Below are 14,846 nucleotides of genomic sequence, written 5' to 3'. Positions count from 1 at the left end.
CAGCGTCAGGTCATCGGCGAAGTGCCGGTCGCCGGTGGCGTCGGGCACGTACTTCACACAGACAACGATCCTCAAGCTCACGCCGGCTCTCCTACCTGGGTGCGGTTCGTATCGACGACATTATGGCACTCAGTACCCTCTGTAAAGGAACCCGGTGCCAGAATGGGTATTCCGGTGCTACGTTCCCCGCATGACTGACGCACGCAGACCAGCGAAGAAGCCCCCCATGCGGGAGGTGCTCGCCCAGGCGGCCTTTCAGCTCTTCCTGGAGCGGGGCTTCGAGCGGACCACGGTGGACGACATCGTGGCGCGGGCCGGGGTCGGGCGCCGGTCGTTCTTCCGGTACTTCCCCTCCAAGGAGGACGCGGTCTTCCCGGATCACGAGCGCTGCCTCGCCGACATGACGGCGTTTCTTGCGGAGGCCGGTGACGCGGAGCCGGTCGACGCGGTGTGCGACGCGGCCCGGCTCGTGCTGCGCATGTACTCCGCAAACCCTGAATTCTCCGTCCAGCGCTACCGGCTCACCCGGGAGGTGCCCGGGCTGCGCACCTACGAACTGTCCGTGGTGCGCCGTTACGAACAGACGTTGGCCGGCTATCTCCGTGACCGGTACGGCGAGTCGGGGGACGGTGCGCTGCGGGCCGAGGTGATCGCCGCTTCCGTGGTCGCCGCGCACAACAACGGGCTGCGGACCTGGCTGCGTTCGGGTGGTGAGGGGGACGCGGAGGCCGCGGTGGATCTCGCACTCGGTCTGGTGCGCCAAGTGTGGGGGAGTGCGCCGGCCGGGGGTGCGTCCCCGGCCGCCACCGACGGTGACGTGGTTGTCATGGTTGCCGCCAAGGGGGCCCCGATGTGGCGCGTCGTGCAGCAGATCGAGTCGGTCATCGGCCAGGGCTGACACCGGGGCCGACCTCGGTATGGCACTGAGTGCCTTTACGTTTCGGCACTCGGTGCCCTATGGTGCGGACGCGCCGACGCGCAGGTGTGGCGCATCCGAGCCGAGCGCAGGGGGTCGAAACGTGTCCCAGTCATCAAGTGGCACCGTGCAGACGGTGCATGAGGAAGCCGGCCTGTACTACCACCGGTGCCGCTGGTGCGGCACGGCCTCCTTCCGGAGGCTGCTGTGTCCGGTGTGCGCATCAAGTGATCTGAAGCCCGAACGCAGCGCCGGTCTGGGTGTCGTGGTGAGGTCCGGCGTCGTGCATCGCTACACGGACGCGGCACGCAACGAGTCCCTCGTCCGGCTCCCCGAGGGCTTCGTGTTCCGTTGCCGTGTCGTGGGCGCCGCACCGCACCAGGTGTCGGCCGGCGCGCGGGTGCGCCCGGTTGGCGGCGGTGAGCGGGATACGGGCGAGGTGGTCTTCGAACTCTGCGACCCGCCCGGGCGTGACGACTGGTTCTGAGCCTGCGCGAGATGGCCCTGCGTGTCGCCGGGTGTGCTCGCCGACCGGGCCGCGATGCTCGACTCGCTCTCCGCCGACACGGCCCGGCAGCCGGTAGCCGCACTCGGCTCGGCCGACGCGACGGGCTCGCCTCATGAACCGCCGTGCGCCGCCGCCGTGCTTCCGCGTTCGATCAGCCCGGGCAAAGGAACTTGTACGGTGCGGGCGGCGCCGCCGTCGAGCAGCGAGGTCAGCTCCCGCGCGGCGATCCGCCCGAACGCGATCGTGTCCCGGGACAGCGCGGTCAGCCAGGGGGCCGTCAGCCGGCACAGCGCGGAGTCCTCCCACGACACGACCGAGACATCGTCGGGGACGCAGTGGCCGAGGCCTGCGATGACCGCGGCTCCGGCCGCCGCCATCACATCGTTGTCGTAGATGATCGCGGTCGGCGGGGTGGACTGTTCCAGCACCCGGCGGGTGACGGCCGCTCCCTCCGTGTCGGAGTAGTCCGTGGTCACCGAGTGGGCCTCGGCCAGCCCGCGCCGGTCGGCCTCGATCCGCAGGGAGCGGATGCGCCGGTCGGTGTGGGCGAGCGAGGGCAGACCGGCGATGTGCACGATGCGCCGATGGCCCAGCTCGTGGAGCCGGCCGACGATCGCCGCCATCGCGCCCGCATCGTCCGCGCGTACCTGCGAGAGGCCGGGATGCGGACCGGTGTCGCTGCCGGGCAGTGCGCCGATCACGACCCCCGGCAGCCCGAGTTCGTCCAGCAGGTCGGTCCGGGGGTCGTCGGTCCGCGGATCGACGACCAGTACCCCGTCGACCCGGTGCTCCGCCCACCAGCGCCGGTAGACGGCGCACTCGGCCTCCACGTCCTCCACCACCTGGAAGAGCAGGCCGAGTTGGCGCTCAGCCAGCACCTCCTGGATCCCGGAGATCAACTGGAGGAAGAACGAGTCCACGCCCAGGCTCGCAGCCGGGCGTGCCACGACAAGCCCCACGGTCGCCGACCCCTCGCCCGACAGTGCGCGGGCGGCGGTGCTCGGCCGCCAGCCCAGCTGCTCGGCGACCCGCCGAACGCGGTCCCGGGTGATCTCCGAGACGCCGGGGCGGTCGTTGAGGGCGAAGGACACGGCGCTCTCCGACACTCCGGCACGCTGGGCGATGTCCTTCATGGTCGGCCGTCGCGCAGGTGTGCGCCTGGCCGGCCGAGTCTCTCCGGCCGGCGGCCGCTTCGGTGTCACCCGGTGCTCCTCTTCCTGCGTTGCCCATGGTCCCTGGGAGGCGCGGTGTTCCTCGCCCCCGCGGGCATCGTAAGCCTTCCGAGGGTATTGGTCGACCGGAGTTCGCCGTCGACTAAAGCGCTTGAGTGCAGGTGGCCTAAAGCGCATTAGTCATGCATCGCCGCAGCCTCCTCATACGAACCTGACCTGCAAGGATAGTGAAATGTGAAGTTAAGTTCGAGCAAATGTATTGACTTTGCATCGCGCGCATTGGAAAGTCTGCTGGGCATACGCAGCCGGTGGGCCCACGTCCCGGCTCGCCGTCCGCACGCCTGGTCCGAGCAAAGGAGCCGTTCACCGTGCGTATCTCCCGCAGAGCAGTCGCCGCTGCCGCCGTTCTCGCCACCGTCCTGCCGCTGAGTGCCTGCGGCGGTGGATCCGATGGAGGCTCGTCCGATGCCTCCGGCAAGGTCGAAGGCAAGATCACCTTCCAGACCTGGAACCTGCAGGCGAACTTCAAGGACTACTTCAACGGGGTGATCGCGGACTTTGAGAAGAAGTACCCGGGGACCGAGGTCAAGTGGGTCGACCGGCCTGGCGAGGGCTACGCGGACAAGATCAGTGCCGACGCGGCCGGAGGCACCCTGCCGGACGTCGTGAACGTCTCGCCCGACCTGGTCGCACCGCTGGCCAAGGCCGGGATCGCACTCGACCTCGACAAGGCGGCATCGAAGTACCGCAAGGAGTACCTGCCGGGCGCCTGGCAGAGCCATCAGATTCCGGGCACGGAAGGGACGTACGCCTTCCCCTGGTACCTCAACACCGGACCGCTCTTCTACAACAAGAGCCTCTTCAAGGACGCCGGACTCGACCCCGAGAAGCCGCCGGCCACCTACGACGAGCTCTTCGACTCCGGTCTGAAGCTGGCCGAGAAGAGCAAGGGCAAGATCGCCACACTGGCGAACGTGCCCGCCATCGAGGACTTCGGCCGCTACGGCGGGCAGTTGATGAACAAGGAAGGTACGGGCTTCGCCTTCAATGACGCCAAGGGTGTTGAACTCCTCACGCACTACAAGGAGTTGTACGACGCCAAGGCGCTCGACCCGCAGGCGCTGACCGCTACCCCCGAGTCGTCGGGCCACAAGTTCCTCACCGGGTCCGTGGCGATGAACCCCGGCAGTGCGCTGGATCTGGACCACTTCAAGAAGCAGGCCCCGAGTCTCTACAAGAACATCGGGATCACCGACCAGATCAGCAGCACCGGCAAGGCCAACATGTACGTCATGGGCGTCATGGTGAACGCGCAGACGAAGCAGAAGCCGGCGGCCGTGGCCTTCGCCCACTACGTGACCGACGCGACCCGGCAGGTGGAGTTCGCGAAGCAGGTCGCCATCTTCCCGAGCACCGCCGGGTCCCTCGACGATCCGTACTTCACCAAGGAGGACGGCACTGACGAGACGCGCGTCCGGGTGGCCGCTGCCAAGTCCCTGAAGACGGCCGTCAATTACACACCGGTTCTCTTCAGTGAACAGATGAAGACCGAGCTGCGCAACCAGATCGCCAAGGCGCTGCAGGGCAAGCAGAGCCCCAAGGAAGCTCTTGACAACGCTGTCAAGACCTGTGACCGGCTACTGCAGCAGAGCTGAGCCCCTCGTGAAGACCCTCACTGTGAAGACCCGCGGCGTCAACACGCGCACCGCAGCGACGGCGACAGGGCCGGCTGCCGGCGAGGCGGGACCGGCGGCCCGGAGTGCGCGCTCCGGCGGCCGCCGACCCGCCAACCGGATCAGCCGTCATCTTCCCTTCAGCCCCTGGCTGTTCGCGGCGCCCGGCCTGCTCGTCGTCGGCGCCTTCAGCCTGTTCCCGTTCTTCAGCACCCTGGTCAACGCCTTCACGGACCGTCGGACCCTGATACCAGGGAAGTTCGTCGGCCTGGCGAACTTCCAGGAGCTGATCCACGACGAGATGTTCTGGACCGGACTGCGCAATAGCACGCTGTACGTCGTCGGCGTCGTCCCCGCGCTCGTCATCCTGCCGCTGCTGCTGGCGATGCTCGTCCAGCGCCACATCCCCGGCATCACCTTCTTCCGCTCCGCCTTCTACACCCCCGTCGTCGCTTCCATCGTCGTCGTCGGTCTGATCTGGGTGTGGATGCTCGACGACCGGGGACTCATCAACGCGCTGCTGGAGGCCGTGGGGATCGGCAAGGTCGGCTTCCTCAGTGACCAGTGGCTGCTGCTGTTCAGCGCGATGACGGTAACGGTCTGGAAGGGGCTCGGCTACTACATGATCATTTATCTGGCCGCGCTGGCCAACGTCCCCCGGGAGCTCCACGAAGCCGCCTCCGTGGACGGTGCCGGAGCCGTGCGCCGCTTCTTCACCGTGACCGTCCCCGCTGTCCGCTCCACCATGACCCTGGTCGGAGCGCTGGCGTCGGTCGCCGCCTTCAAGGCCTTCTCCGAGGTCTACCTGATGGCCGGCCCCTCCGGCGGCCCGGCAGGCGAGGACACCACGCTGGTGATGCTCGTCCAGCGCGTCGGTACCGGACTGACCGGGCGGGTCGGCTACGCCTCCGCCATCTCGGTCGTCATCTTCGTCGTGACGGTCGCCCTGATGCTCCTGGTGCTCCGCGCCGACCGCAAGGAGGACGCATGAGCTTCCTGAGCATCACCGATGCCGAAGGCCGCCGCATTTTGGTCTGGCAGCTCCTGCTGCGCTACGCCCTGCTGCTCGCCGTACTCGTGCTGACCGTCGGACCGTTCCTGTGGCAGCTCTCGACGTCGCTCAAGGGGCCCGGCGAGGACATCTTCAGCTCGCCGCCGAAGTTCTTGCCCAGCCATCCGACCCTGGACAACTACACACGGGTCGCGGACACCATCCCGGTCTGGGACTACGCGCTGAACTCCCTCAAGGTGGCCACCGCCAATGTGGTCACCAACTGCGTCGGCTCCGCCCTGGCCGGCTACGCGCTGGCCCGGTTGCGCTACCGCGGGCGCAGGGCTGCCACGCTGGCGTTCATCCTCGCCATGCTCGTACCTGTCGAGGGCATCATCATCGCCCAGTTCACCACCATGCGTGAGCTCGGTCTGAACAACACCCTGATCGGTGTGCTGCTGCCGGGATCCGTCGCGGCGATGAACGTGCTGCTGATGCGCAACGCCTTCCTCAACCTTCCGCACGAGGTGGAGGAAGCGGCCTTCATCGACGGTGCGAACGTCTGGCAGCGCTTCTTCTGGATAGCTCTGCCCTCGGTCAGAGGGACCCTCGCCGTCGTCGCGATCTTCGCGTTCATGGGGGCCTGGGACGACTTCCTGTGGCCGCTGATCGTGCTGAGTGACCCGGCGAACTTCACCCTGACGATCGGGTTGAACTATCTGCACGGCACGTTCGCGAACGACGAACGGCTCGTCGCCGCCGGCACGATCATTGCCGTGCTCCCGCTCATTTTGCTCTTCGCCTGTCTGCAACGCTTCTTCTTCCGGGGGGTCGGCGAAGGCGCCGTCAAGGGCTGACCGATTCGCCGCCACCCGCACCACAGAACCAGGACACCCATACCGTATGAGCAACTCCACGCCGCGCTTCGGAGTCAACTACACGCCCAGCCAGGGCTGGTTCCACCACTGGCTGGACTTCGACCTCGACGCCGTGCGCGCCGACCTGGACTCGATCGCCGCACTCGGGCTCGACCACATCCGGGTCTTCCCGCTCTGGCCGCTTTTCCAGCCCAACCGCACCCTGATCCGGCCGCGCGCCGTCGAACAGCTCGTCCAGCTCGCCGACGCCGCGGCGGAACGCGGCCTCGATGTCAACGTGGACGGACTGCAGGGCCATCTGTCGAGCTTCGACTTCCTGCCGGCCTGGACGCAGACCTGGCACCGGCGCAACATTTTCACCGACCCCGATGTCGTGGCCGGCCAGGCCGAGTACCTGCGTACGCTCGCGGCCGCTCTCGCCGACCGCCCCCACTTCATCGGCATGACGCTGGGCAACGAGATCAACCAGTTCTCCGGCCCCCCGCACCCCGACCCGGATGCCATCACCCCGGAACAGGCGGGCAGTTGGCTGCGCACCTTGCTCGACGCCTGTGAGAAGGGAGCGCCGGGGAAGCTCCATCTGCACGCCGAGTACGACGCCGCCTGGTACCAGGACGACCACGCGTTCACCCCTGCCCACGCGGCCCGGATCGGCGCCCTCACCGCCGTGCACTCCTGGGTCTTCAACGGCACTGCCCAACGGCACGGCCGTACCGGAACTGCCACCGAGCACCACGCCGCGTACTTGATCGAACTGTCCAAGGCATGGGCCACGGAACCGCACCGACCGGTCTGGCTGCAGGAGGTCGGCGCCCCGTCCCCGCTCATTCCCGCCGAGCATGCCGCCGCGTTCACCGAGGCGACCGTCGCGAACGCCCTGGACTGCGAGGACGTGTGGGGCGTCACTTGGTGGTGCTCCCACGATGTGTCCCGCTCCCTGGCCGACTTCCCCGAACTCGAATACAGCCTGGGCCTGTTGACCAACGACCGGCAGGTCAAACCGGCCGGCCGGGCCATCGCCCGGATCGTCGAGGAGCAGCGGGCGAGGGCCGACCGGCCGGCTCCCCGCACCACGGCCCTGGTGGTCGACACCGGTGACGACGAGACCGCGCCCGGCCGTTCGACCTGCGCCCCCGGCGGCACGTTCTTCGAAGCGTTCGCCCGGCTCACCGCAGACGGGGTCCGGCCCACGGCTGTCCTCGCGAGCCAGGCCGGGAACAAGGAACACCTGGACGCCCGCGGGATCACCGACGTCCTCAAGCCCGACGAGGTCCGATGACCGCGCACCCGCACCTGTATCCACACCCGCACCCTCATCCAGCTCGGAGCCACCCTCATGCATGACGACCGCAATCTGGTCGAAGCCCGCCTCAAGCGCGTTCTCGACGAGCGCATCCGGCCGGCCGTCCACCCGGAGTCCGTACCGTTGGACGTCGCCGTCTGGAACGCGCCCGGTGAGCCCGTTCCGGTTGCCGAGGGCCTCGCCGCCCTGACCGAACCGATTGCGGTCGGCGACCGGTGGGGCGCGCCCTGGGGCACCTGCTGGTTCCGGATCTCCGGGACCGTCCCCGAGGCGTGGGCGGGCCGCACCGTCGAGGCGATCCTCGACCTCGGCTTCGACGAGAACATGCCCGGCTTCCAGTGCGAGGGCCTGGTCTACCGGCCCGACGGTACCCCGGTGAAGGGCCTCAACCCGCGCAACCAGTGGGTGCGCATCGGCGCCCCGGTCGCGGGTGGCGAGGACGTGCTGCTGCACATCGAGGCGGCGTCCAACCCGGTCATCCTCGACTACCACCCCTTCCTGCCGACGCAGCTCGGCGACAAGGAGACCGCCGGGAGCGAACCGCAGTACACCCTCGCCCGGATGGACCTCGCGGTCTTCGACGAGAACGTGTGGAACCTCGTCCAGGACCTGGAAGTGCTGGGCGAACTGATGCAGGAGCTGCCCGTCGAGGGGGCCCGCCGCTGGGACGTCCTGCGTGCGATCGGCCGCGCCCTCGACGCGGTCGACCTGCAGGATGTGAACGGCACCGCGGCCGCCGCCCGCGCCGAACTCGCCGCCGTCCTCACCACGCCCGCGGAGCCGACCGCCCACCGCATCAGCGCCGTCGGCCACGCGCACATCGACTCCGCCTGGCTGTGGCCGCTGCGTGAGACGGTTCGCAAGGTCGCCCGTACGACGTCCAACATGACCGCGCTCCTGGAGGACGAGCCCGACTTCGTCTTCGCGATGTCGCAGGCCCAGCAGTTCGCCTGGATCAAGGAGCACCGCCCCGAGGTCTACGCCAAGGTCAAGAAGGCCGTGGCGGATGGGCGGTTCGTGCCGTCCGGCGGCATGTGGGTCGAGTCCGACACGAACATGCCCGGCTCCGAGGCGATGGCCCGTCAGTTCGTGCACGGCAAGCGGTTCTTCCTCGACGAGTTCGGCATCGAGAACGACGAGGCATGGCTGCCCGACACGTTCGGCTTCGCCGCCGGGCTGCCGCAGATCATCAAGGCCGCAGGCTCCAAGTGGCTGCTCACACAGAAGATTTCGTGGAGCCAGACCAACAAGTTCCCGCACCACACCTTCCAGTGGGAGGGCATCGACGGCACGCGGATCTTCACCCACTTTCCGCCTGTCGACACCTACAACTGCTCGATGAAGGGCAGTGAGATCGCCCACGCGGCGAAGAACTTCAAGGACAAGGGCGTCGCCCGGCACTCCCTTGCGCCGACCGGCTGGGGGGACGGCGGGGGTGGCACCACCCGAGAGATGATCGCGAAGGCCGCCAGGATGCGCAGCCTCGAAGGCTCGGCGACCGTGACCTGGGAGACGCCCACCGACTTCTTCACCAAGGCGGAGGCGGAGTACCCGAATGCGCCGGTATGGGTCGGCGAGCTCTACCTGGAGCTGCACCGCGCCACTCTGACCAGCCAGGCGAAGACCAAGCAGGGCAACCGCCGCAGCGAACATCTGCTGCGCGAGGCCGAGCTGTGGGCCGCCACCGCCGCCGTACGGACCGGTTTCCCCTATCCGTACGAGCAGTTGGACCGGATCTGGAAGACGGTCCTGCTGCACCAATTCCACGACATCCTGCCCGGCTCGTCGATCGCCTGGGTGCACCGCGAGGCCGAGAAGACGTACGCGGCCGTCGCAGAGGAGCTGAACGGCATCGTGGACACCGCGATGCGCGCCCTGGCGAAAGAGACCCCGTCGGGGAAGACGCTTGTCTTCAACTCTGCGCCGCACACCCGCGGAGGGGTTCCGGCCGGTGGCGCCGCGGCCGTCACCGTCGGCAGCGGCGGGCGGCTCGCACCGCGCGAGGACGGCGGATACGTACTCGACAACGATCTGCTCCAGGTGGAGATCGACAGCCGTGGTCTGGTGGTGTCCGCGTACGACATCGGTGCCGAGCGCGAGGCCGTGGCGCCCGGCCAGGCCGCGAACCTGCTGCAGATCCACCCCGACTTCCCGAACATGTGGGACGCGTGGGACGTCGACGCGTTCTACCGCAACACCGTCACCGACCTGACGGACCTCGATGAGCTCACCCCCGTCGAGGAGGGGGGCATGGTCGGCGTACGCATCGTTCGCAGCTTCGGCGACTCGAGGGTCACCCAGCAGCTGACGCTCTCCCCGGGTGCCAAGCGGCTCGACATCGACACCGAGGTCGAGTGGCACGAGACGGAGAAGTTCCTCAAGGCGGCGTTCCCGCTGGACATCCACGCCGAGCGGTATGCCTCCGAGACGCAGTTCGGGCACTTCTACCGGGCCACCCACACCAACACCAGCTGGGAGGCCGCCAAGTTCGAGGCCTGCAACCACCGCTTCGTCCACCTGGAGGAGCCGGGCTGGGGCGTTGCGCTCGTCAACGATTCGACGTACGGCCATGACGTCACCCGGTCCGTCCGCGACTGCGATGCCGGGACGACCACCACCGTCCGGGTGTCGCTGCTGCGCGCCCCGCGCTTCCCCGACCCGGAAACGGACCAGGGCGTGCACCGCTTCCGGCACGCGCTCGCGCCGGGTGCGGCGATCGGCGACGCGGTCCGCGAGGGCTTCCGGATCAACCTGCCGGAGCGCCGGGTCGTCGGTGAACGCGCGGTGGCTCCGCTGGTGACCGTCGACAACGACGCGGTCGTCGTCAGCGCCGTCAAGCTGGCGGACGACGCGAGCGGCGATGTCGTCGTACGGCTCTACGAGTCGACGGGGGGCCGTGCCAGGGTCCGGCTCGGTACCGGGTTCGAACCAGTCGGCATGACAGTGACCGACCTGCTGGAGCGGCCGCTCGCCGTGGGGAACGTGCCGGTGCGGGTGGACGGCGGCGTACAGCTGTCGCTGCGCCCGTTCGAGCTGGTCACGGTGCGTCTGACGCGCGGCTGAGCGGAGCCGGGCCCGCCCCTCGGGGGGCGGGCCAACTTCGATCAGTAGCAGGGTATTCGGTGCCGTCCGCCCGTCCGCCCGTCCGTCCGTCCGCCCGTCCGCCCGATCGCGGTCGATGCCTTTCCGTTATCGATCGTCGGCAAAAATCGTCCGCTAGGGGAAACACCCTTGCCTCGCAGGCTGTATGCGAAATCCGGTCTGCGATATTCCTTGAGGTGGATCGCGAGGGGCGACGGGCGATCGATAGCGTGTTCGGCGATCAGGTGAACGAGCCAGGCAGGCCGAACTTCCCAGATTCTCCCAAGGGCCCGATTGTGAGCCTTGATCGGTTCGCTTGATACGTACAAACAGCAAGGTGACGCGCGATGTTCACGACCCGGCCCACCCTCCAGGGCACCTTCGGCATGGTGTCCTCCACCCACTGGCTCGCCTCGCAGTCCGCGATGGCCGTCCTGGAGGACGGCGGCAACGCCTACGACGCCGCCGTCGCGGCCGGATTCGTCCTGCATGTCGTCGAACCGCACCTCAACGGCCCGGCCGGTGAAGTGCCGATGATCCTGGCGCCGAAGGACGGCGAGGTGCAGGTGCTGTGCGGCCAGGGCCCGGCCCCCGCCGGTGCCACCGTCGCCCACTACCGCTCCCTCGGCCTCGACCTGGTCCCCGGTACCGGACCGCTCGCCGCAGCCGTGCCGGGCGCGTTCGACGCCTGGATGATGCTGCTGCGCGACCACGGCACCAAGACCGTCGCCGAGGTGCTTCGATACGCGATCGGGTACGCGGAGGACGGCCACGCGCCCGTCGAGCGGATCGGCCAGACCGTCGAGACCGTCCGCGAACTCTTCGAGACCCAGTGGCAGTCCTCCGCCGACGTCTACCTGTCCGGCGGCAAGTCACCGAAGCCGGGCGAGCTGTTCCGCAACCCCGCACTCGCCGCCACCTGGCGCCGGCTGATCGCCGAGGCGGAGGAGACCGGCGGCGAGGACCGCATCGCCCGGATCGACGCCGCACGGAAGATCTGGAGCGAGGGCTTCATCGCCGAGGCCCTGGTGCGCCAGGCAGCCCGCCCCACCATGGACACCAGCGGCACCCGCCACACCGGTACCCTCACCGCCGCCGACCTGGCCGGCTGGTCCGCGTCCTACGAGGCGCCCGCCACGTACGACTGGAACGGCTGGACGCTCGCCAAGGCGGCCGGCTGGAGCCAGGGCCCCGCCTTCCTCCAGCAGCTCGCCCTGCTCCCGCCCGAGCTTCCGCAGTACGGCTCCGCCGACTACGTCCACCTGCTCATCGAGGGCTGCAAGCTCGCCATGGCCGACCGCGAGGCCTGGTACGGCGACGCCGCCGACATACCTCTGGACACGCTGCTCTCGGAGCCGTACAACGCCGAGCGCCGCGCCCTCATCACCGACGAGGCCTCGCGCGAACTGCGCCCCGGCAGCCCGGACGGCCGCGCCCCCGTCCTCAGCGAGCACGCGCACGCCGTCGCCTCCGACGAGGCCGGGTTCGATGCCATGGGCATCCCGGCGGCGGGCGTCGGCGAGCCGACCGTCGCCAAGGACGGCGCGACCCGTGGCGACACATGTCACCTCGACATCGTCGACCGCTGGGGCAACATGATCTCGGCCACCCCCAGCGGTGGCTGGCTCCAGTCCAACCCGGTCGTGCCGGAGCTCGGCTTCCCGCTCGGCACCCGGCTCCAGATGGCCTGGCTCGACGAGGGCCTGCCGAACTCCCTCACCCCCGGCCGCCGCCCCCGCACCACCCTCACCCCGTCCCTCGCCCTGCGCGACGGGGTCCCGGTCATGGCGTTCGGCACGCCCGGCGGCGACCAGCAGGACCAGTGGCAGGTCCACTTCTTCCTCGCCGTCGCGCTGCGCGCCGAGGTCCGCGGCGGCCTCGACCTCCAGGGCGCCATCGATGCCCCGAACTGGCACAACGACAGCTTCCCCGGCTCCTTCTTCCCGCGCGGGATGCGCCCCGGCAGTGTCACCGTCGAGGAGCGCATGGACCCGGAGGTCGTCGAGGAGCTGCGCCGCCGCGGCCACGACGTCACCGTCGGCGACCCGTGGTCCGAGGGTCGGATGTGCGCCGTGGCCCGCGACCCGGAGACCGGAGTGCTGTCGGCGGCCGCGAACCCGCGCGGCATGCAGGGGTACGCCGTCGGACGCTGACCGGCCACCTCCCCGTCATGACCAGGTCGTCGGCTCCGCGGTGGACCGTGCTTAGCTGGGGTCATGATCGATGAATTCCTTGCCGGAGACCTGACCGAGGTCGAGGCGGCGGTCCGTGCAGCGGCCGCCGCCGAGATCATGCCGCGCTACCGGCAGCTCGCCGCGCACGAGATCGTCGAGAAGAGCGGCCCGCACGACCTGGTCACCACCGCCGACCGCCTCGCCGAGGAACACCTCACCGCGTCCCTGACCAGGCTCCTGCCCGGCTCGGTCGTCGTCGGCGAGGAGGCGGTCCATGCCGATCCGAAGGTGTACGACGCCCTGGGCGGCGACGCACCGGTGTGGGTCGTCGACCCGGTCGACGGCACCCGCCAGTTCGTCCGCGGCGAACCGGGCTTCTGCACCCTGGTCGCCCTCGCCCACCGCGGCGAAATCCTGGCCTCCTGGACGTATGCCGCGGCCCTGGACGAGATGGCGATCGCCGTCCGCGGCCGCGGTGCCACGCTCGACGGCAAGCCGATACACTCCGGCTCGCCCGCACCCGGGGCTGTTCTGCGGGTGGCGATGTCGCACCCCGACTACACCACCGAGGCCCAGAAGCGCGCCCTCCTGGGTCTGCGCACCGAGGGCATCGACGCCCGCCCCTGTGGTTCCGCGGGTCTCGAATACCTCGCCGTCGCCCGCGGCGACCAGGACGCGGTCGCCTTCAACTGGGAGTACGCCTGGGACCACGCGGCAGGCCTGCTCCTGGTCACCGAGGCGGGCGGCGCCCAGGCCACGCTCTCCGGCGCCCCGTTCCGCATCACCGGCGGCAACGCCCTGCCGTTCACGGCGGCCCGTGACGAGGCGACCGTCGAACGTATCCTTCAGGCGCTCCGCGGCGAAGCCTGACCGACCGCCGCCTCGCCATTGCCGTGCTTGACCAGGCAGAACGGATGCCCGGCCGGGTCTGCGTAGATCCGCCACGGGCGCCCCGTCCCGGCTCCGTCGTCGAGGACCACCGCACCGGCCGCCACTGCCTGTGTCTGCGCCGCGTCCAGATCCGGGACGCCGAAGTCCAGATGGAACTGCTGCGGGTGCGTCGGGTCCCCCCACCGCGGCGGCCGGTGGTCCGCCACCCGCTGGAACGCGAGGACCGGCCCGGCTTCCGTGTGGAGCGTCGCCCAGCCGTCGCCGAGCGCCCATCGCCGGTCCGGCCGGTCGACCTCCCCGCCGAGCAGGCAGTGGTAGAACCTGGCGAGGCGTGCGGGATCGGCGCAGTCGAGTACCACGCACTGGAATTCGGCGATCATGAGTGGCTCCCGGGTTCTCCGGCGCTCGTCGCCAGCACCGATCGGACGTCCCGCACCAGCTCCGCAGCCCTCTGCACCGCCGCCGCGTCCAGCCCCCGCAGCGCCTCGCCGACCCGTTCGGCGAAGTCCGCGGGGGTGTCCGGCAGGGCGGCCGCAGCGGCCAGCGCGCCCTTCTCGTTCAGACACCAGGTGCGGTGGTGGGCGTGGAGCGACTGGGTGAGGATGCCGAATGCCCGCGACAGGCACAGGGCGACATGGAGCGGGTCCCCGGCAGGGGCCGACTTGCGGGCGGCCGCAACCGAGAATTCCGCCTCCCACGCGGCTTCGACGAGCGCGGTGCGCAGTGGCTCCGGATAGGTCCGGGTCTTCTGCTGAAGCACTGTCAATTCGTTTCGGGGGTCGGCGAGCACGCGCCCGAGCGCGACCTCCCCGGGATAGGCGGGGGACCAGAAGCCGAGCGGATGCCCCGGTTGCACGCCCACTTCGAAGCGGCCTTCGAGGCAGTCGGACCAGACCGCCTCCACCCGGTCCAGATCGCGCAGGATCCAGTCCACCGGGGCGCCGTCCACCCGCAGCCAGGCCCCGCCGTCGACCCAGGGCCCCCAGCCACCGGGACCTGCGACTTCTGCCGGGGAGCCCTGTACTTCGGACGCCAACGCGGTCAGTGCGGCCAGGTCAGGAGTGCCGCGGTAGTACACGCCCAGATCCCAGTCGGAGTCCGGGCGATGCGTGCCGCGGGCCCGGCTGCCGCCCAGGGCGACGGCCCGGATGCCGGGCAGCGCGGCGAGCCGGGAGGCCATGTCCGCGATACGGACGGGCATGACAGAGCCGGGATGTGCCACGGGCGAGGCGTGAGAATTCGACGTGTTCATCGAGCGG

General features: G+C 69.5%; 12 protein-coding genes and 1 pseudogene. 9 read left to right on the top strand and 4 right to left on the bottom strand.

The genetic code is table 11. The features are described from left to right. Window positions 1-81: pseudogene (locus ACIPEK_RS29795) on the bottom strand (electron transfer flavoprotein subunit beta); the annotation flags it as partial. Between the two features lie 109 nt (window positions 82-190). Here ACIPEK_RS29795 and ACIPEK_RS29790 point away from each other — a divergent pair. Further along, on the top strand, window positions 191-898 hold the full coding sequence (locus tag ACIPEK_RS29790) for a TetR family transcriptional regulator (RefSeq protein ID WP_402002164.1): 708 nt from the start codon (window positions 191-193) through the stop codon (window positions 896-898). 154 nt (window positions 899-1,052) lie between these two features. Beyond that, window positions 1,053-1,403, top strand: a complete 351-nt coding sequence (locus ACIPEK_RS29785) for a Zn-ribbon domain-containing OB-fold protein (protein WP_402002161.1) — start codon at window positions 1,053-1,055, stop codon at window positions 1,401-1,403. A 131-nt stretch (window positions 1,404-1,534) separates the two neighbouring features. Here ACIPEK_RS29785 and ACIPEK_RS29780 read toward each other — a convergent pair whose 3' ends face one another. After that, window positions 1,535-2,557, bottom strand: coding sequence for a LacI family DNA-binding transcriptional regulator (locus ACIPEK_RS29780; RefSeq protein WP_402002158.1), 1,023 nt, complete (start codon window positions 2,555-2,557; stop codon window positions 1,535-1,537). 407 nt (window positions 2,558-2,964) lie between these two features. Here ACIPEK_RS29780 and ACIPEK_RS29775 point away from each other — a divergent pair, with 407 nt between their 5' ends. The 7 genes from ACIPEK_RS29775 to ACIPEK_RS29745 all read left to right on the top strand — a co-directional run bounded on the left by ACIPEK_RS29775 (window position 2,965) and on the right by ACIPEK_RS29745 (window position 13,566). Then, window positions 2,965-4,251, top strand: a complete 1,287-nt coding sequence (locus tag ACIPEK_RS29775; RefSeq protein WP_402002155.1) for an ABC transporter substrate-binding protein — start codon at window positions 2,965-2,967, stop codon at window positions 4,249-4,251. A gap of 139 nt (window positions 4,252-4,390) precedes the next feature. Next, window positions 4,391-5,260 carry a carbohydrate ABC transporter permease gene (locus tag ACIPEK_RS29770; protein ID WP_383071568.1) on the top strand — a complete coding sequence of 290 codons (870 nt, stop codon included), beginning with the start codon at window positions 4,391-4,393 and terminating at the stop codon, window positions 5,258-5,260. After that, window positions 5,257-6,117, top strand: a complete 861-nt coding sequence (locus tag ACIPEK_RS29765) for a carbohydrate ABC transporter permease (protein WP_402002152.1) — start codon at window positions 5,257-5,259, stop codon at window positions 6,115-6,117. Before ACIPEK_RS29770 ends, ACIPEK_RS29765 begins: the two co-directional genes overlap by 4 nt. Window positions 6,118-6,163: 46 nt before the next feature. Beyond that, on the top strand, window positions 6,164-7,417 hold the full coding sequence (locus ACIPEK_RS29760; protein WP_402002149.1) for a glycosyl hydrolase: 1,254 nt from the start codon (window positions 6,164-6,166) through the stop codon (window positions 7,415-7,417). 57 nt (window positions 7,418-7,474) lie between these two features. Further along, a complete protein-coding gene (locus tag ACIPEK_RS29755; protein WP_402002146.1) occupies window positions 7,475-10,504 on the top strand; it encodes an alpha-mannosidase in 3,030 nt (1,009 codons plus the stop codon). 365 nt (window positions 10,505-10,869) lie between these two features. Then, window positions 10,870-12,675 carry a gamma-glutamyltransferase family protein gene (locus ACIPEK_RS29750; RefSeq protein ID WP_402002143.1) on the top strand — a complete coding sequence of 602 codons (1,806 nt, stop codon included), beginning with the start codon at window positions 10,870-10,872 and terminating at the stop codon, window positions 12,673-12,675. 63 nt (window positions 12,676-12,738) lie between these two features. Then, window positions 12,739-13,566 (top strand): inositol monophosphatase family protein, encoded by an 828-nt coding sequence (locus ACIPEK_RS29745; RefSeq protein WP_402002140.1) that lies wholly within the window; start codon window positions 12,739-12,741, stop codon window positions 13,564-13,566. Here ACIPEK_RS29745 and ACIPEK_RS29740 read toward each other — a convergent pair. Continuing rightward, a complete protein-coding gene (locus tag ACIPEK_RS29740; protein WP_402002138.1) occupies window positions 13,542-13,967 on the bottom strand; it encodes a VOC family protein in 426 nt (141 codons plus the stop codon). The two genes, ACIPEK_RS29745 and ACIPEK_RS29740, sit on opposite strands and share 25 nt — an antisense overlap. Beyond that, window positions 13,964-14,788, bottom strand: a complete 825-nt coding sequence (locus tag ACIPEK_RS29735) for a nucleotidyltransferase family protein (RefSeq protein ID WP_402002135.1) — start codon at window positions 14,786-14,788, stop codon at window positions 13,964-13,966. Before ACIPEK_RS29735 ends, ACIPEK_RS29740 begins: the two co-directional genes overlap by 4 nt. Window positions 14,789-14,846: the final 58 nt, after the last annotated feature.

The sequence above is a fragment of the Streptomyces sp. NPDC088246 genome (assembly GCF_044741025.1).
Lineage (GTDB): Bacteria > Actinomycetota > Actinomycetes > Streptomycetales > Streptomycetaceae > Streptomyces.
The sequence above is the reverse complement of the archived record's forward strand: the minus strand, read 5'-3'. Positions and strand labels throughout refer to the sequence as shown.

Coding starts and splice junctions, on each gene's coding strand:
- ACIPEK_RS29750 (WP_402002143.1), top strand. CDS start 10,870: ATGTTCACGACCCGGCCCACCCTCCAGGGCACCTTCGGCATGGTGTCC.
- ACIPEK_RS29735 (WP_402002135.1), bottom strand. CDS start 14,788: ATGCCCGTCCGTATCGCGGACATGGCCTCCCGGCTCGCCGCGCTGCCC.
- ACIPEK_RS29780 (WP_402002158.1), bottom strand. CDS start 2,557: ATGAAGGACATCGCCCAGCGTGCCGGAGTGTCGGAGAGCGCCGTGTCC.
- ACIPEK_RS29765 (WP_402002152.1), top strand. CDS start 5,257: ATGAGCTTCCTGAGCATCACCGATGCCGAAGGCCGCCGCATTTTGGTC.
- ACIPEK_RS29760 (WP_402002149.1), top strand. CDS start 6,164: ATGAGCAACTCCACGCCGCGCTTCGGAGTCAACTACACGCCCAGCCAG.
- ACIPEK_RS29740 (WP_402002138.1), bottom strand. CDS start 13,967: ATGATCGCCGAATTCCAGTGCGTGGTACTCGACTGCGCCGATCCCGCA.
- ACIPEK_RS29755 (WP_402002146.1), top strand. CDS start 7,475: ATGCATGACGACCGCAATCTGGTCGAAGCCCGCCTCAAGCGCGTTCTC.
- ACIPEK_RS29745 (WP_402002140.1), top strand. CDS start 12,739: ATGATCGATGAATTCCTTGCCGGAGACCTGACCGAGGTCGAGGCGGCG.
- ACIPEK_RS29790 (WP_402002164.1), top strand. CDS start 191: ATGACTGACGCACGCAGACCAGCGAAGAAGCCCCCCATGCGGGAGGTG.